This window comes from uncultured Citricoccus sp., assembly GCF_937871995.1.
Taxonomy (GTDB): Bacteria; Actinomycetota; Actinomycetes; order Actinomycetales; family Micrococcaceae; genus Citricoccus.
The window spans coordinates 1-17,592 of record NZ_CALMQR010000004.1 but is presented as its reverse complement, the minus strand read 5'-3'; the positions used below and the strand labels follow the sequence as shown (position 1 = coordinate 17,592).

At 71.7% G+C, this 17,592-nt stretch carries 12 protein-coding genes, 1 pseudogene and 1 riboswitch; of the genes and pseudogenes, 5 read left to right on the top strand and 8 right to left on the bottom strand.

What is annotated here, in order from left to right:
* Both Q0283_RS00150 and fdh read right to left on the bottom strand, forming a co-directional pair.
* The coding region (locus Q0283_RS00150; RefSeq protein WP_298041867.1) for a 4Fe-4S dicluster domain-containing protein at positions 1 to 698 on the bottom strand (698 nt) is incomplete at its 3' end.
* Positions 699 to 4,079, bottom strand: a complete 3,381-nt coding sequence (gene fdh, locus Q0283_RS00145; RefSeq protein WP_298041865.1) for a formate dehydrogenase — start codon at positions 4,077 to 4,079, stop codon at positions 699 to 701.
* Between the two features lie 72 nt (positions 4,080 to 4,151).
* Here fdh and Q0283_RS00140 point away from each other — a divergent pair, with 72 nt between their 5' ends.
* Positions 4,152 to 6,002 carry a bifunctional 3'-5' exonuclease/DNA polymerase gene (locus Q0283_RS00140; protein WP_298041863.1) on the top strand — a complete coding sequence of 617 codons (1,851 nt, stop codon included), beginning with the start codon at positions 4,152 to 4,154 and terminating at the stop codon, positions 6,000 to 6,002.
* Between the two features lie 16 nt (positions 6,003 to 6,018).
* On the opposite strand, the gene Q0283_RS00135 is transcribed toward Q0283_RS00140, so the two are convergent.
* Genes Q0283_RS00135 through Q0283_RS00125 form a run of 3 tightly spaced genes read right to left on the bottom strand, consistent with a single transcriptional unit; the run spans position 6,019 to position 9,859 of the window.
* Positions 6,019 to 6,624, bottom strand: a complete 606-nt coding sequence (locus tag Q0283_RS00135) for a thymidine kinase (protein ID WP_298041862.1) — start codon at positions 6,622 to 6,624, stop codon at positions 6,019 to 6,021.
* On the bottom strand, positions 6,621 to 7,706 hold the full coding sequence (locus tag Q0283_RS00130) for a tellurite resistance/C4-dicarboxylate transporter family protein (RefSeq protein WP_298041861.1): 1,086 nt from the start codon (positions 7,704 to 7,706) through the stop codon (positions 6,621 to 6,623). Before Q0283_RS00130 ends, Q0283_RS00135 begins: the two co-directional genes overlap by 4 nt.
* Positions 7,707 to 7,720: 14 nt before the next feature.
* The gene (locus Q0283_RS00125; protein ID WP_298041860.1) at positions 7,721 to 9,859 is read right to left on the bottom strand and encodes a transglycosylase domain-containing protein; all 2,139 of its coding nucleotides are present in this window, start codon (positions 9,857 to 9,859) and stop codon (positions 7,721 to 7,723) included.
* Positions 9,860 to 10,052: 193 nt separating this feature from the next.
* Between Q0283_RS00125 and Q0283_RS00120 the strand changes: the two genes are divergently transcribed.
* A complete protein-coding gene (locus Q0283_RS00120) occupies positions 10,053 to 10,328 on the top strand; it encodes an acylphosphatase (protein ID WP_298041859.1) in 276 nt (91 codons plus the stop codon).
* Between the two features lie 119 nt (positions 10,329 to 10,447).
* Here the strand turns inward: Q0283_RS00120 and Q0283_RS00115 are convergent, their stop codons facing one another.
* The 3 genes from Q0283_RS00115 to Q0283_RS00105 all read right to left on the bottom strand — a co-directional run bounded on the left by Q0283_RS00115 (position 10,448) and on the right by Q0283_RS00105 (position 15,048).
* Positions 10,448 to 11,827, bottom strand: a complete 1,380-nt coding sequence (locus Q0283_RS00115; RefSeq protein ID WP_183527225.1) for a Na+/H+ antiporter family protein — start codon at positions 11,825 to 11,827, stop codon at positions 10,448 to 10,450.
* Positions 11,828 to 11,914: 87 nt separating this feature from the next.
* A complete protein-coding gene (locus Q0283_RS00110; RefSeq protein ID WP_298041857.1) occupies positions 11,915 to 13,270 on the bottom strand; it encodes an amino acid permease in 1,356 nt (451 codons plus the stop codon).
* Between the two features lie 155 nt (positions 13,271 to 13,425).
* Positions 13,426 to 13,526: riboswitch (glycine riboswitch) on the bottom strand.
* 64 nt (positions 13,527 to 13,590) lie between these two features.
* Positions 13,591 to 15,048, bottom strand: a complete 1,458-nt coding sequence (locus Q0283_RS00105; RefSeq protein WP_298041856.1) for a sugar porter family MFS transporter — start codon at positions 15,046 to 15,048, stop codon at positions 13,591 to 13,593.
* Between the two features lie 219 nt (positions 15,049 to 15,267).
* Here Q0283_RS00105 and Q0283_RS00100 point away from each other — a divergent pair, with 219 nt between their 5' ends.
* The 3 genes and pseudogenes from Q0283_RS00100 to Q0283_RS00090 form a co-directional block, all read left to right on the top strand.
* The gene (locus Q0283_RS00100; protein ID WP_183527230.1) at positions 15,268 to 15,963 is read left to right on the top strand and encodes an NrtR DNA-binding winged helix domain-containing protein; all 696 of its coding nucleotides are present in this window, start codon (positions 15,268 to 15,270) and stop codon (positions 15,961 to 15,963) included.
* Between the two features lie 53 nt (positions 15,964 to 16,016).
* Complete coding sequence (gene nadA, locus Q0283_RS00095) at positions 16,017 to 17,399, top strand: quinolinate synthase NadA (protein WP_221243677.1); 1,383 nt, start codon at positions 16,017 to 16,019, stop codon at positions 17,397 to 17,399.
* Positions 17,396 to 17,592: pseudogene (locus Q0283_RS00090) on the top strand (nicotinate-nucleotide diphosphorylase (carboxylating)); the annotation flags it as partial. The gene nadA and the pseudogene Q0283_RS00090, both read left to right, overlap by 4 nt.

The window sequence follows — 17,592 nt, the reverse complement described above, 5'->3', positions numbered from 1 at the left end:
CCGGCCACGCACGTGCCGCAGCCGTTGCAGACATCGTCCTGGACCACCACGGTCCCGTGCTCGGTGCGGAACAGCGCTCCGGTGGGGCACACGTCCAGGCAGCCGGCGTTGGTGCAGTGCTTGCAGACGTCCGAGGACATCAGCCAGCGGAACTCGGGGGTGTCCGGCGGGGTCGTGTCCACGGCACGCGCGTCCTCGGGCCGGGTGGGCCCACCGCCCAGCGAGGACAGCACGTCCAGCTCCCCCAGGTCGGGGGCCGGGGGAAGGCCCGAGGGCGGCCGCCCGGCGACCTCGGACAGCGGACCGGTCATCCCCCCGGTGACGGCGGTGGTGATCGCCTCCCCCGCGGTGGTGGGCACGCTCGCGGGGCGCAGCCGGGGCATGCCCAGGCTCACGAGTGCGCGCCCGGACTCGCGGGCCGCCTCGATGCGACTGCGGTCCTGCTCGATGAACGCGACGTGGCGCCAGGTGTCCGCACTGAGGCCCTCGGAGTTGTCGAAGGAGGAGTTGGACAGCTCGTAGTCGGAGTCCACCGGGTTGCGGTTCCACTCCTTGCAGGCCACCTCGCAGGCCTTGCAGCCGATGCAGATCGAGGTGTCCGTGAAGAAGCCCTTACGGGCGTGGGGGTGTTCGTAGTGGGCGTCCGCCGTGGGGTTGTCCCCCACGGCGGCGGCGTCCGGTGCGGTCAGTCGCTGCATCTACTCCTCCGCTCCTGGCTGGTCCGTCGATTGGTGGTCCAGCCGCTCGGACCGGTCGGTGGCCTCCTCGGCGCCGGCCTCCTCGTGGCTGCCGGTGACACCTTCGTTGCCGGACTCCACGGTCAGGTGCGCCCTGCGCTGGTAGTCCTCCACCAGCCGCAACAGCTGCCTGCCCTGGGGACGCCGTCCCGGCCGGATGTCCACGGCGCCGACCTTGGAGCCCTGGATCAGCACGTTGGGGTCCAGGGTGATGCCCAGCAGGTCATTGGCGGAGTCCCCCGTGACGACCGCGTCATTGCCGACGCCCCAGTGGTAGGGCAGTCCGATCTGGTGCACCGTCTGTCCACCCACCCGCAGCGGCCTCATGCGCTCGGTGACCAGGACCTTCGCCTCGATCGCCGCCCGTGGGGAGACCAGCGTGGCCCAGCCGTAGGGTTCCAGTCCGCGCTCGGCGGCCAGTTCCGGGGAGACCTCGCAGAACATCTCGGGCTGCAGCTCGGCCAGGTACGGCAGCCACCGGCTCATCCCGCCCGCGGTGTGGTGCTCGGTCAACCGGTAGGTGGTGAACACGAAGGGGTACACGTCCGATCCCGGGGCGCCCGGTTCGGGCGCGCTGAGGTTGTCCTTGCGGGGCAGGGTGACCCGGGTGGGGTTGTGCTGCTGCCGGTACAGCGGGTTGCGCACCGGGGACTCCTGCGGCTCGTAGTGGGTCGGCAGCGGACCGTCCACCATCCCCTTGGGGGCGAAGAGCCAGCCCTTGCCATCGGCCTGCATGATGAACGGGTCGTCCCCGGCCAGCGCGGCCGCACCGCCCAGTGAGGGGTCCGGGGTGCTGCCGGGCGCACGGTCCACCGGGAAGTCCGGGATGTCGTTGCCCACCCACTTGCCCTGGTCCTCGTCCCACCAGACGAGCTTCTTGCGCTCGCTCCAGGGCCGGCCCTGCGGGTCCGCCGAAGCCCGGTTGTACAGGATCCGCCGGTTCGACGGCCAGGCCCAGCCCCATTCCTCGGTCTGGGGACCGTCGCCACCGCCGGGAGTGCGGTCGGCGGCGTGGTTGATCCCGTCCGCGAAGACGCCGGTGTAGATCCAGCAACCACCGGCCGTGGAACCGTCCGCCCTCATCTGGGTGTAGCTGGAGAGCAGCGTGCCGGCATCGGGCCCGGTGAGCTGATGGCCGTTGATCTCCTGCAGGATGGCCTCACCGTCGGGCTCCCCGTGTTCGTCCTCCGGGTAGTCCCACGTCAGGTCCAGCAGCGGGCGGTCACGGGGGTCGGTGGAGTCCGCCAGCCGGGCCCGGATCCGCTTGCCGATCTCGTGGAAGAACTGCAGCTCGGACTGGGCGTCACCCGGCGGGGCCACGGCCTGGTGGCGCCACTGCACCAGGCGCTGGGTCTGGGTGAAGGTGCCGGCCTTCTCCACGTGGTTGGCCGCCGGGAAGAAGAACACCTCGGTCTCGATATCCTCGGTGCGCAGCTCGCCGGTGGCGATCTCCGGACCGTCCTTCCACCAGGTGGCGGACTCGATGAGCTGGAAGTCCCGGACCACGAGCCACTTCAGGTGGGACATGCCCATCCGCTGCATGCGGCCGTTGGCGGAGCCGACCGCCGGGTTCTGCCCGAGCAGGAAGTAGCCCTCGACGTCCCCGGCGATCATCCCCTCCACGGTCTGGTAGGTGCCGTGGGGACCGGTGAGGCGGGGGATGTAGTCGTAGGCGTAGTCGTTGCCCGCGTGGGCGGCGTCCCCCCACCAGGCCTTGAGCAGGCTGACGGTGTAGGCGTCGGCCTCGGCCCAGTAGCCCTTCTGCGTCTTGGAGGCAATCGACTCTATGTAGGTGCCCAGGTCCTGCTTCTCCACGGTGGGCATCGGCAGGTACCCGGGCAGCAGGTTGAACAGGGTGGGGATGTCCGTGCAACCCTGGATGGACGCGTGGCCGCGCAGGGCCATGATGCCCCCGCCCGGGCGTCCCATGTTGCCCAGCAGCAACTGCAGGATGGTGGCCGTGCGGATGTACTGGGCGCCGACCGTGTGCTGCGTCCAGCCCACGGCGTAGGCGAAGCAGGTGGTGCGCTCGCGGCCGGAGTTCTCGGTGATCGTCCGGGCCAGCTCCTCGAAGTCCGCCACCGAGATCCCGCAGGCGTCCCGCACCATCTCCGGGGTGTAGCGCGCGTAGTGGCGCTTCAGGATCTGGAAGACGGTGCGCGGGTGCTGCAGCGTCTCGTCCCGGCGCGGCACGTGCGTCTCGATGTCCGGGCCACCGGAACCGTACTGCTGGCCGGCCGCCTCCGTGGAGGCCTCCGCCCCGTCCTCCCGGGCGCTGTCCCCCGCGGTCCCGTCCCCGACGCCGGCTCCCCCGGAACCGCTGCCGGGCTCCGGTTCGTAGGCCCAGGACTCCATGTCGTAGCCGCCGGACTCCTCGTCGTACCCGGAGAACAGCCCGTCCAGGTCCTCGGCGTCCCGGAAGTCCTCGTTCACGATCGTCGCGGCGTTCGTATAGGCCACCACGTATTCCCTGAACCACTTCTCGTGGGTCAGGACGTAGTTGATCAACGCGCCCAGCAGCACGATGTCCGAACCGGCACGGATCGGCACGTGCCTGTCCGCCACCGCCGAGGTGCGCGAGAAGCGCGGGTCCACGTGGAAGACCTTGGCGCCGCGCGCCTTGGCCTCGGTCACCCACTGGAAGCCCACGGGGTGGGCCTCGGCCATGTTCGAGCCCTGGATGACAATGCAGTCAGCGTTGGCCATGTCCTGCAGCGATTGGGTGGCGCCGCCGCGCCCGAAGGAGGTCCCCAGACCGGGAACCGTGGCGGAGTGTCAAATACGGGCCTGGTTCTCGATCTGGATCGCGCCGGCCGCCGTGAACAGCTTCTTGATGAGGTAGTTCTCCTCATTGTCCAGCGTGGCCCCGCCCAGGGAGGCGATCCCCATGGTGCGGGCCAGCCGGCGGCCCTGCTCGTCCAGGTCCTGCCAGCCGTTGCGGCGGGACTCCAGGAACCGGTCCACCACCATCTCGGTGGCGGTCTCGAGGTCCATCTCCTGCCACTCGGTGGCCCGCGGCGCCCGGTAGAGGACCTTCGTCTGGCGGTTGGAGGCGTTGACGAGCTGTTCGCTCGCCGACCCCTTGGGGCACAGCCGACCGCGGGAGATCGGTGAGTCCGGGTCCCCCTCGATCTGCACGACCCTCTCGTCCGTGACGAAGACCTTCTGCCCGCAGCCCACCGCGCAGTACGGGCACACGCTCTGCACGGAGCGGTCCGCGGTGGTGGTGCGCGGGACGATGGAACGCGTGGTCGGAGAGGTCACGGCAGAGCTTCGACCGGAGGAGTCGTCCGTGCGGAACTGCCGGATGACCGGCCATTCCAGGAAGCTGAACCGTGCCATGGGACCAACCTATCCCAGCCGGGGGCAGGGCGAAAGTACCGGGGCGGTCGCGGCGTCCGGTTGACTGGGGGCATGCACATCGTCCTCGGTCCGGCCGCCGCGGCCTCAGCGGGCCCGTCCGCCGGGTCGTCGGCGCCGCCTGCCGGGTCGTCCGCCCGGTCCGCTCCCGTGCCGGCACGCGGCGGCTCCGGCACCCCGGGATCATGGGAGGCGGTCCTGGTCGACGGTGACCGGATCGCGCCGGGACCCACGGCCGGCCCGGACCAGCTGCCCGGCCTCGTCCGTGCCCTGCCGGAGCGCCTCGGGACGGACCCCGCGTCCATCCGCTGGGTGTTCGCCTCCGTGGCCACCGGGTCCCCGCCGCTGCTGAGGGCCGGCATCGAGCTCGGCCGGTGCTGGGACCTCGGCCTCGCCCAGCGCATCCTCCTCGGTGCGGCCACGCTCGAGGCGACCGGCGTGCGGTACTCCCCCGCCGCCGTCGTGCCCGTCCGGGACCCGGAGCCCTACGGGGAGGCGCCGCGGCCGGGGCCGCCGGACCAGGAGGCGTTCTTCGACCTGCCGGCCGCGGGTGCCGGACGGGACAGCAGCCCCGGGGCCACCGAGCTGGCGCGGGAACTGGCCACCCAGCTGGCCGCCGTCGCCGGCGCCCGGCATCCGCAGCGCCTGATGCTGCTGCTGGCCGCGGAATCCCAGGGTGCGCTGGTCGCGGCGGAGATGCTGCAGGACGGACTGCCCTGGCGCCGGGACGTCCACGAGGAGATGCTGCGGCGCCGGCTCGGGCCCCGCCCCCGGGAGGGCGAACGGCCGCGGCTGCTGCAGGAGCTGGCCCAGCGCATCGCCGCCGGCCTCGGCGTCCCCGGCCTCAATCCCGATTCTCCCCAGGACCTGCTGCGGGGACTCACGGCGGCCGGGGTGCGGGTGTCCTCCACCCGGGCCTGGGAGCTGAAGGAATGGGCCCGTGGCGGCGGTGCGGACTCGCCACGCCGCACGGAGCTGGTGGCACCCGTGCTGGAGTACAAGCACCTGTACCGGCTGTGGACGGCCAACGGCTGGCACTGGCTGGACGAGTGGGTCCGGGACGGCCGCTTCCACGCCGCGTACGCGGTGGGCGGCGTGGTGACCGGGCGCTGGGCCGCCCACGGTGGCGGGGCCATGCAGGTCCCCGCGGCCGTGCGGGATGCCGTGCGGGCGGACCCCGGATGGCTGCTCACCGTGGCCGATGCCTCCCAGGTGGAGCCGCGCATCCTGGCGGCCATGTCACAGGACCGGGCCCTGGCCGCCGCCGGCTCCGGGCACGACCTGTACCTGGCGGTGGCGGAACAGGGCCGGCGGGCCGGGTCCGGGATCGGCGACCGGACCCGGGCGAAGATCGCGCTGCTCGGTGCCATGTACGGGGCCACGACGGGTGACTCGGCCGTGCTGATGCCGCACCTGCGCCGCCTGTACCCCGAGGCCATCGGGCTGCTCGAGCGCGCCGCCCGCCGCGGCGAGGAGGGCGGCCAGGTGACCACCTGGCTGGGCCGGACCTCCCCGGTGGTGGGGCCGGACTGGCTGGCCGGCGTCCGGGACGTCGGCACGGCCGAGGCCGAGTCCCGGTCCCGGTCGATGCGCGCGGCGGCCGGCCGGTTCACCCGCAACTTCGTGGTCCAGGGCACGGCGGCCGAGTGGGCCCTGTGCTGGATGGGCGAGATCCGGCGCCGGTTGCGCGCGGGCCACCGGGACCATCCGCGGGGGCTGCGGACCCGGCTGGTGTTCTTCGTCCACGACGAGGTGGTGCTGCACGGGCCCGCCGAGGAGGCCCCCGCCGTCGGACAGATCGTCACCGAGGCGGCCGCCACCGCCGGCCGGCTGCTGTTCGGGGCGGCACCGGTGGAGTTCCCGCTCACGGTCGCCGCGGTGGAGTCCTACGCCGAGGCGGGCTAGGACCGTTCCACCCGGGTCAGGTGTGGGCGCGGCACCGGGCCTGGTAGGTCTCCGTGCCGCCCACGTGCTCGGCCCGGGCGGCCCCGCCGGCCGTCGACGGCGTCCCGCTGGGAACGACCCGCACGTGGAAGGCGGCGTCCCGGCCGCACACCGAGCAGACGGCGGTCAGCTTGACCACCTCCTCCGCCAGGGCCATGAGCGCCGGCAGCGGTTCGAACGGCAGGCCGTCGAAGGTCACGCACAGCCCGGAGACCACGACCGTGAGCCCCTCCCCGGCCAGCCGAGTGACCACCGGGACCAGGTCGGATCCGAAGAACTGGGCCTCGTCGATCGCCAGCAGGTCCAGGTCCTGGCCCGCCACGAGACCGGCCAGCCCGGCGGCGTCGGGCACGGACCGGGCCGGGATGCGCTGCCCGGCGTGGGAGGCCACGTCCCGCGAGCCGTGCCGCACGTCCAGGGCGTGGTTGACCACCTCCACGGACAGTCCGGCCAGCCATGCGCGGCGGACCCGGCGCATCAGTTCCTCGGACTTGCCGGCGAACATCGGCCCGGCGATCACCTGCAGCTGACCGGTCCGCTCCCCCGCGAGGGCGAGCGGGCCGCTGCCCCACAGCCCGGTCACCGGGTGACCTCGCGGCGGGCACCGCGGACGACGCGGACCCAGGACCCGACCATGGCCAGCGTCGTGGCCGCCCAGGCCGCCAGGGCCACCCAGACCCACAGTTCCCCGACCCGGGCCACGATCGGCAGCTGGTCCGCCCGGCCCAGGTACATCCCGGCCACGGCGTACATGCCCAGCGGGAAGACGATGCTCCACAGCGTCGGGGTGTACCGCAGGGGGACCTTCTTCAGCACGTGCCGCCAGACACCGGCGGCGAAGAGCACCGGGATCAGCCACGTGGCGAAGCACCAGAGCACGACCGCGGCCCCCGCCACGAGGCCGCGGACGGCGTCCACCATCGGGGTGCTCTCCATCTCCACGATCCGCGCCCCGGCCACGATGGTGATGGCGATCGCGCCCATGGAGACCCAGTAGGGCGGCTGGAACTGCTCGGGCTCCAGCGGGTAGGCCAGCATCCGGTAGACCACCAGGATGGCCACGGCCACGTACAGCACCAGCCCGACCGACCAGGCGAAGACGGCCAGCATGGCCAGCCCCTGGCGCAGCTCCGCCAGCTCGGGCTCCAGGGTGGCCGCCACCACGGCCACCGACTGCGCGGCGACCACCCAGATGAACCAGGTGCCGTTGGCGGCGGCGGTCACCGGCCGCTCGGACCGGCCCAGCACCGCGGCCCACGGCACGGCATAGCCCAGCAGCAGCCAGCTCACCGACCCGACCACGAGCAGCGCCGCGGCGGGCCCGATGATGCCGGTGCCGGCCAGCGAGGCTGCCAGCACGTCCGTGGCCGCCACGAAGGTGAACACGAGGAACGCCCTCGCGGAGTCGTGGAAGTCGGCCGCGTAGGCACCGCGATACGCCAGCAGCCGCCAGCCGTTGAGCACCACCAGCACGGCGTAGCCGACGGCGGCCAATACGATCAGCGCGGCAGAGAACCGGTCCCAGCCCCGCTGCGCCGCGCCGATGGACAGGATGCCCGTGCCCATCACGAAGGCGAAGTATCCCGGGGAGAGCCGCTCGGGCGTGAACCGGCGCAGCGAGGAGGACAGGGGTGGGCGCCGCGCAGGTCTCGTCACGGTGCCCATGGCCCCGATGCTAGTCAGCCGGTCCCGTTCCCGCCCATCCGGTAGCGCTCGGTGGAACCGGCGTCCGGGAACGGGGAGTCCGTCGGGGTGCGGAACGGCTCGGCCTCGACGCTGCCGGACGCCTGTTCCATGAAGTCCATCCACTGCGGCCCGGCCAGGGTGCTGCCCCAGAAGTGCTCGTGCTCCTGCCCGTTGACCCGGGTTCCGGCCAGGGTCTTCAGGTCCGTGTACCGCCCCACCCAGCTGGCCGTGGACAGCCCGGACGTGTAGCCGATGTACCAGGTGGAGGACTGGGAATTGTTGGTGCCGGTCTTGCCGCCCATCGGCACCCCCGGGTCCACGCCGGCCTCCTCCGCGTTGCGCCGGCCGATCTGGGTCAGCGTCTCGTTCAGCTGGGCCACCACCTCGGGATCGAGTGCCTGCTGGCAGTCCGGGCCGCCGACGTCGTACCGCTTGCCGGTCGAGTCCGTGACGGACTCGATCGCGCGGGGACGGCAGTACCGGCCGTCGTCCGCGAAGGCGGCGTAGGCCGCGGCCTGGGTCATGGGGGCGAACTCCTCCGAACCGAGGATGAAGGACGGGTTGCCCGGGTTCAGCGGCTGGCCGTCGTCCGCGCGGTGCACGCCGAGCCGGGTGGCCACGTCGGTGATGTCACACAGGTCCAGTTCCTGGGCCATGTTCACCATGACGGTGTTGATGGACCAGTACAGGCCGAAGTCGGCCGTCATCGGGCGCTTCATGTCGTCGATGACGTTGTTGACCTTCCATCCGCCCTCGTCCGGGATGGACACCGATCCGCCGGGCTGGCAGGAGGCGCGGAACTGCTCGCCCTGGCGCCAGTGGTCCTGGGAGGCGTCCACGAGGTCCGCCATGGACCGGCCGTCCTCCAGCCACGCCGCGGCCACGTAGGGCTTGAGCGAGGACCCGCCCTGGAAGCCGTTGCCCCCGCCCTGGGCGGCGTCCACGTTGAAGTTCAGCACGGTGTTGCCCCGGCCCTCCTCGGGTGAGTACCGCGTGTTCTGGGCCATCGCCCGGACGTTGCCGGTGCCCGGCTCGACCGAGACGAGGGCGGACCCGGCGCCCGAGGAGTCCGTGGCCGGGACGGTCTCCTCGACCGAGGCCTGGGCCTGCTGCTGGAGCTTCGGGTCCAGGGTGGTGGTGATCTCGAGCCCACCGCGGTGCAGCAGCTGCTCGCGGGACTCCGGATCCGGCCCGAAGGCCTCGTTGGAGCGGACCTCGTGCTGGACGAAGTCGCAGAAGTACGGAGCGGCGGAGGAGGAGATGCAGCCGGCCTGCTCGGGGTGGACGTCCAGGCCCAGGTCGCTGGCCGTGGCCTCGGCGTGTTCGGCGTCCGTGATGAAGCCCTGGGCCAGCATCGAGTCCAGCACCACGTTGCGCCGCTCCACAGCGGCCTCCGGACGGGTCTGCGGGTTGTAGCCGTTCGGGGACTTCACCAGCCCGGCGAGGGTGGCCGACTGGGCGATCGTCAGCTCGGAGGCCGGCACGCCCCAGTAGTACTGCGCCGCGGCCTCCACCCCGTAGGTGCGCCCCCCGAGCAGCACGATGTTCAGGTAGCCCTCGAGGATCTCGTCCTTCGTCATCTCCTGCTCCACCGAGACGGCGAGCTTCATCTCGCGCAGCTTGTCCATGTACGTCTTGGTCCCGGAGATCGTCAGCTTCTCCTTGCCGCTGAGCATGTCCGCGTTGATGAGCATGTTGTTGACGTACTGCTGGGTGATGGTCGAGGCCCCCTGCTCGGAGTCAGTGGAGGCGTTGTTCACGAGCGCACGGCCGATGCCCTGCGGGTCCACGCCGCCGTGCTCGTAGAACCGCTCGTCCTCGATCGCGACGATCGCCTCCTGCATGTTCGGGCTGATCTGGTCCAGGCCCACCGGCTTGCGGTTCTCCGCGTAGAAGGTGGCCAGCTCGGTGCCGTCCGAGGCCAGCACCCGGGACGGAACGCTGATCGGCTCCTCGCGCAGCGCTGTGGGGAACTCGTCGAGCAGCTCGGAACCGGTGGCCACGGTGGCGCCGCCGGTCGCGGCCAGGGGCAGGGCCAGCCCGGCCACGAGGATCCCGGCCAGGACGCTGGCGCCGAGGAAACCCAGGACCTTCCCGGTGGTGGTGGACAGTGCAGAGCGGACAGAACGCATCCGAAGACCCTCTCAACCGATCCTGACCGCCGGCTGGTCATGAGCCCAGAGCGCGCTGGTGGTGCGTGAGTCGGGTCACGGTGGTGCATGCCCCCGAGGACGTCGGCCGCGGCGGACACCGCACCCTCGCGCCGGGCCCGGTCCCCTTCGTAGGCTGGAACCCGACAGGAGCGCCGAGGTGGCGGGAGGACGCATGGAGGCGGTACACGTGCTGGTGTCCGGCACCGTGCAGGGCGTGGGCTTCCGCGCCACCTGCCGGCGGGCCGCGGCGTCGGCGGGGGTGACCGGCTGGGTCCGCAACCTCGACGACGGCCGGGTCGAGGCGCTCTTCGCCGGTCCCGCCGCGGCGGTGGAGGCCATGGTCGGGTGGTGCCGGTCCGGACCCGGTGCCGCGGAGGTCGAGGCGGTACGCGTCGACCGCCTGCAGGCCCCGCCGTCCGGCCTCCCCGGGCGCTTCGAGGTGCGCTGACGCCCCTGCCCGCCGCCCGTCATGGCCCGGAGGACATCGCCCCCTGCGGACCCGCACGGACGTGTCCCCTGGACGCGGACGGATCCTCCACCCGCCCCTCGCCGGCCGTTCGTCGGCGCCTACAGGACCAGGGCGGCGATGATCCCGCCGAAGAACAGCGGGATGTTGAAGTGCAGGAACGTGGGCACGCAGGTGTCCCAGATGTGGTGGTGCTGGCCGTCCACGTTCAGCCCCGAGGTCGGGCCGAGGGTGCTGTCCGAGGCGGGCGAGCCGGCGTCGCCGATGGCTCCGGCCGCCCCCACCAGGGCGGCGGTGGCGAGCGGGCTGAACCCGACGGCGGCGCACAGCGGCACGAAGATCGCCGCCAGGATCGGGACGGTGCCGAAGGACGAGCCGATGCCCATGGTCACCAGCAGTCCGACGACCATCATGACCACCGCCGCCAGCAGCCTGCTGTCCCCGATCCAGCCGGTCGCGGACGTCACGAGCTCGTCCACGGCGCCCGTCTCGGACAGCACGGACGAGTACCCCGAGGCCACCAGCATGATGAAGGCGATCGTGCCCATCATCGTCACGCCGCCGTGGGCGAGTTCGTCGGAGGTGCGCCAGCGCTCGCCGCGGAAGACGAAGATCACGAGGATGCCGCCGAGCGCGGCGATGACAAGCGAGCCGAACGCGATCTGGAGCACGAGGGTGACCGCGAGCCCGATCAGCACGACGACGTGCTGGCGTGTCCAGCCTGACTCATGACCCGAGCCCTCCGCACCGTCGTGCGAGGGACCGAACGCGAAGGCGGTGAGGTCCGGCGCGGCGTCCCGGTACTCCCGCGCCCGGCGGTAGCTGAAGAGGATCGCGATGACCAGGCCGATGACCATGCTGGCGACCGGGATCGCCATGGCCAGGGAGATCTGCCCGAGCTCGACGTCCATGCCGTACTTGGCCATCTCGTCGAGGATGATGTTCTGGAAGATCAGGCCGAATCCCAGCGGGATCAGCATGTAGGGGGCCTTCAGGCCGAAGGTCAGCGCGGTGGCGACGGCCCGGCGGTCCATCCTCATCCGGTTGAACACGCTCAGCAGCGGCGGGATGAGGATCGGGATGAAGGCGATGTGGACCGGGACGATGTTCTGCGACAGGCAGGCGAGTCCGGCGATCCCGAAGAGGGTCATCGCCCGCCGGCCGGAGATCAGCGGCAGGATCCGGCGGATCAGCTTCCCGGTGATCCCGGAGCGGGCGACCATGACCGACAGGATGCCGAGCAGGATATAGCTCAGGGCGGTCTCCCCCTGGCCGCCGAGCCCGTCGACGAGGATGGTCACCGTCTCATCGGGGGTCAGCCCCGCGAGCAGTCCCGCGACGAGCGTGGCGATGAGCAGGGCGACGATGACGTTCACGCGGGCCAGGCTCAGCGCGGCGAGCACGAGCACGGACACGACGACGGGATTCAACAGCACAGCGGGGACGACCTCTTCGGTGGCGCGGGCGGCGTGATGGCGCATCCGCGCCCCGAAGAGTGTAGCCGGAGTACGGGTCTACTCACCCGCAGCACGGTGCCCTTACCGGTGACCCGACGGCGGCGGGCCCGGTCAGCCGAACAGGCTGAGCAGGATGCCCCCGACCGCCACGATGCCGGCGATGACCACGAAGACGTTCGAGATCGCGCCCCGGAACGGCGCCAGGGCGGGGACCTTCCGGATGGCGTACATCGGCATCAGGTAGAGCACGGCCGCGATGACCGGCCCGGCCAGTGATTCGATGAGTCCCAGGATGCTCGGGTTGAGCACGCCGGCGATCCAGGTGCTGGCGATGAGGAACACGCTGATCCCGATCCGCAGTCCGCGGTCGGAGAAGCGCCGGGACTGCGGGTCCACCATCCCGCGCATGATGCCCTGCGCGCCCTCGAACGCCCCGAGCCAGTGGCCGAAGAAGGACGAGCCGATGGCCGTGACAGCCACCGCCGGCCCGAGCCAGGCGATGATCGGCAGGCCCATGACGTTGGCCAGGTGGGAGAGCACCGGCAGGTTGGCGTCCTTGGCGGCCTGCAACCCCTCGGGGCCGAGGGCCAGCACGCAGGACCAGACGAAGCCCATGGTGAAGACCACCAGCAGGATGGAGGTGACGCGCAGGACGGAGGAGGCCTTCTGCACCGAGCCCGCCCCGTAGCGCTGGCGCAGGGACACCGAGAACTGCGAGATCGCCGGGGAGTGGTTGAACGCGAAGACCAGCACGGGGATCATCAGCCACAGGGACATCGCGAAGTCGCCGGCGGCGGGCACGGCCCCGAAGCCCTCGAAGGACCAGGACGGGATGAGCAGCAGGGTGACGGAGAACAGGACCGCGATCAGCGGGTAGACCAGCCACTGGGTGACGATCAGCATGACGCGCTGGCCGGCCACCATCACGGCGGACATCAGCAGCACGAGCACCCCGGAGAGCAACCAGCGCGGCCACGGGTCCATGCCCAGCTGGTTGACCATGAGGCTGTCCACGGTGTTGGTGATGCCGACGCCGTAGATGAGCACGATCGGGAAGATCGCCAGGAAGTACAGGATGGTGACCAGGCGTCCGGCGGCCTCGCCGAAGTAGTCCCGCACCACGCCGGTGATGTCACGGTCGGCCCGGGGCGAGGCGACCACCATGCGGGACAGCGCCCGGTGGGAGAAGTAGGTCATCGGCCCGATGATCAGCGTGGCGATGATCAGCGGCCACATCCCGCCCAGGCCGGCATTGATCGGCAGGAACAGGACGCCGGCGCCCACGGCGGTACCGAACAGGCCGATCGTCCAGCTCGAGTCGAAGCGGTTCCAGCCCGGCGCGGCGGCCGTGCCGTCCGGACGGCCGGGTGCCGGGCTCTCGAGGGTCGGGGCTGCGGCGGGGGCGTGGCCGGCTGGTCCGGCCTCGGTCCCGACGGCGACGGGCCCGGTGGGGCGGCTGGGTTCCATGGGTTCTCCTCAGGTGGACGTGGGACGGTGGTCCCCTCGTGTCCTCCCCGCTCTGTCCATGGACCTGAGAGTTTCGCGTCGTGCCGGCCCGGAGCCGGTCGGCCGCTTGCCCCGTCGGTGGTCGCGCGTGGGTGTGGCGACGCTTTCCAGAGGTGCCCAGCGATCCGGTACGGGGGCCTGAGAGATTCCCGGGGAGGGCTTGCTCCTTCGGCGTCGCGCATCTTAGGTGGTGCGGGATCTCTCCCGGACCGCTCAGTGGCTGATTCCGGGAGACAACTGTAATGCACCTCACACGGGTGCGTGAAATCGCGGCCGGGTCCTCACCGCGCGGGTGTGCTCCTGCGGGACTTCCGGACGATGCCGGTGTCCTGCATGTCCTCGAGCTCGCGGCCCTTCGTCTCCGGGACGAAGCGCCAGACGAAGAGGAAGGACAGTACCGCCATCACCGCATAGAGCCCGTAGGCCACGGTCAGCCCGATCTCGGCCAGCCACGGGAACGTGGTGGAGACCGCGAAGTTCGCGGCCCACTGGGCCGCCGCGGCCACGGCGAGCGCCCCGGCGCGAATCCGGTTCGGGAACATCTCCCCCAGCAGGACCCACACCAGGGGCCCCCACGTGGCACCGAAGAAGACCACGAAGGCGTTGGCCGAGATCAGGGCCACCGTGGACCACGGCTGGCCCAGCTCTGCGGCCGTGGTGCCGTCGGCGGCCTGGACGACCTGCGCGAAGGAGAAGGCCACCGCCATCAGGCCCAGTGAGGCCGCCATGCCCAGGGACCCGACGAGCAGCATGGGGCGCCGCCCCACCCGGTCCACCAGCAGGATGGCCACGATCGTCACCACGATGTTCGTCACCGACGTGATCACCGTGATCGTCAGGGCGTCGGACTCCCCGAAGCCCACGGAGCGCCACAGCGTGGTCGAGTAGTAGAAGATCACGTTGATGCCCACGAACTGCTGGAACACGGACAGGACGATGCCGATCCACACGATCGGCCTCAGGCCCATCGCCGGTCCGCGCAGGTCGCGCAGGGACTCCCGCCGCTCGGACTCCAGGGTGTCCTTGATCTGCTCGATCTTGAGGTTGACCCGTTCGATGCCGGTGAAGTCGTACAGGACCTGGGCCGCACGGTCGAGGTCACCGCGGGCGACCAGGTACCGGGGTGACTCGGGCAGGCGGAACGCGAACGCCCCGTAGAGCACCGCCGGCACGGCCTCGGCCATGAACATCCAGCGCCAGGCCTCCAGTCCCCACCACAGCGTCTCGGCCGCGCCCCCGGCCAGGTTCGCGAAGAGGGCGTCGGACAGCAGCGCCACGAAGATGCCGGTCACGATGGCCAGCTGCTGCAGGGAGCCCAGCCGGCCCCGGACGCCGGCCGGGCTCACCTCGGCGATGTAGGCCGGGGCGATCACGGAGGCGGCGCCCACGCCCAGGCCGCCCACGACCCTCCAGATGATCAGGCTCCACACGTCGAAGGCCAGCCCGGAGCCGAGCGCGGAGACCAGGAAGAGCACCGCCGCCAGCAGCATGACCCGGACCCGGCCGAAGCGGTTGGCGACGGGACCGGCGAACCAGGCACCCAGGGCGCAGCCGATCAGGGCCGAGGACACGACGAAGCCGGTCAGCCCGGGTCCGAGTGCGAAGCCCGACTCGAGGGCGTCGACGGCGCCGTTGATCACCGCGGTGTCGAAGCCGAACAGGAAGCCACCCAGGGCGGCGGCGATGCAGATGCCGATCACGCGGATGTTCACGCGGTCGGCGGGATTCTTCGGCGTCATGACTTCCTCCGTGGGGGCGTGACCGGATGCCCCACCCTACTGCCGCTCCATGCCAGGGCGCAGGTCCTGGGACCCGCGAGGCCTGGGACCCGCCAGGCCGGGCCCGGGCCCGCGCTCCGGCCGCCCGCAACACTCTCCCCTTCGGGTCACTCCGACTGTAAGATGGATCTCAGTCAACTTAGGGTCATCCAGACCCTAAGTGGGAGGACGGGAGTCAGGGTGGATCAGCACACAGCCCGGTTGGCGGTGTCCACCGTCATCTTCGCGCTGCGTTCCGAGGCCGGGGACCCCCCGGCCCTGTGGACCCCCTTCGTGCGCCGCACCCGGGAGCCCCACCTGGACCAGTGGGCCCTGCCCGGCGGCTGGCTGCCGGACGCCGAGCCGCTCGAGGACGCCGCCGCCCGGACCCTGGCCGAGACCACCGGACTGCGCCCCAGCTACCTCGAGCAGCTCTACACCTTCGGCGCCCTGGACCGCTCCCCCACCGGCCGCGTCATCTCCGTCGTCTACTGGGCCCTGGTGCGCTCGGACGAGGTGACCGACGCCGCCGTGGGGAACAACGTCCAGTGGTTCCCGGCCGATGACCTCCCCGCCCTGGCCTTCGACCACAACGCGATCGTGGACTACGCCCTGCAGCGGCTGCGCACCAAGGTCGAGTACGCGCGGATCGCGCACACCTTCCTGGGTGAGACCTTCACCCTGGCCCAGCTCCGCTCGGTCCACGAGGCCGTCCGGGGCCAGCCCCTGGACCCGGCGAACTTCCGCCGCTCCATCACCGCCTCGGCGGACATCGTCGAGACCGGCGAGCGCCTGGCGGGCACCCCGCACCGGCCACCCCGGCTCTACCGCTACCGGCAGTTCACCCCGGGCAGCACCGACCCCATCCCCACCGAGCAGACAAGGACCCTCTCGTGACCACCACCGCCGACTCCCCCGCAGTCACTCCGCCGGACCGCTCCGGTTCCGGCCTGTCCCCGCGCGGCGCCTCCGTGCACCGCACACTGGACCTCATCGCCACCGGTTCCACGGGTGGCTCCTCCTGCTCCCCGGACCTGACGGCCGGGCCCTGGACCTTTGACGCCGGCACCCCCGGGTACGGACCGGGCGCCTCGCAGCAGGACGCGATCCCCGCCGGTGCACCCCGGCAGGGCGCGCTCCCGGAGGAGTACCAGCGCGCCTCCGACGAGGAGCTCCACGAGCGGATCCGCGTGGCTAAGGAGACCCTGGGCGAGAGGGTCGTGGTGCTCGGCCACTTCTACCAGCGCGACGAGGTGGTGGCCCACGCGGACTTCGTGGGCGACTCCTTCCAGCTCGCCAAGGCCGCCAGGACCCGCCCGGAGGCCGAGGCCATCGTCTTCTGCGGCGTGCACTTCATGGCCGAGACCGCGGACCTGCTCTCCACCGAGGACCAGGCGGTCATCCTGCCGAACCTCGCCGCGGGCTGCTCGATGGCGGACATGGCCGACCTGGACTCCGTCGCCGACTGCTGGGAGCAGCTCGAGGAGGTGTACGGCACCGCGCCGGACGAGGCGGGCCGCGCTCCGGTCATCCCGGTCACCTACATGAACAGCTCGGCCGCCCTGAAGGGCTTCGTGGGCGAGCACGGAGGGATCGTCTGCACCTCCTCCAACGCCTCCTCCGTCCTGGAGTGGGCCTTCGAGCGCGGCCAGCGGGTGCTGTTCTTCCCGGACCAGCACCTGGGCCGCAACACCGCCAAGGCCATGGGCATCGGCCTGGACCGGATGCCGCTGTGGAACCCGCGCAAGCCGCTGGGCGGCAACACCGAGGAGGAGCTGCAGCAGGCCAAGGTCCTGCTGTGGCACGGCTTCTGCTCGGTGCACAAGCGCTTCACCGTGGACCAGATCGCCCGGGCCCGCGCCGAGCACCCGGACGTCCACGTGGTCGTGCACCCCGAGTGCCCGATGCCGGTGGTCGACGCCGCGGACTCCGCCGGCTCCACGGACTTCATCGTCAAGGCCATCCAGGCCGCCCCGGACGGCTCCACCTTCGCGATCGGCACCGAGATCAACCTCGTCCAGCGCCTGGCCGCGCAGTACCCGCAGCACACCATCTTCTGCCTGGACCCGGTGATCTGCCCCTGCTCCACCATGTACCGCATCCACCCGGGTTACCTCGCCTGGGTGCTCGAGTCGCTGGTCGCCGGTGAGGTGGTCAACCGCATCCAGGTGCCCGCCGACGTCGCGGACCCGGCGCGGGTCGCCCTGGAGCGGATGCTCACCGTCGCCCCCGCCGCCCGTCCGGTCCCGACGCCGGCCGGTCCGGACGCGGGCGGGGCCGCGGCCGGTGCGGACGCCTCACCCGCGGGACCGGCCACGGGGGCGACGCGATGAGCGCCTGGTCCCAGCCGGTCGGGCGAGTCCAGGTCGAGCGGATCGTCGCCGCGGCCCTCGAGGAGGACGCCCCCTGGGGCGACCTCACCTCGGAGGTGCTGGTGCCGGCCTCGGCCACGGGGACCGCGCGACTGGTGGCCCGTGAGCCCGGCGTGCTGAGCGGCACGGCGGCGTTCACGGCCGCCTTCCGGCT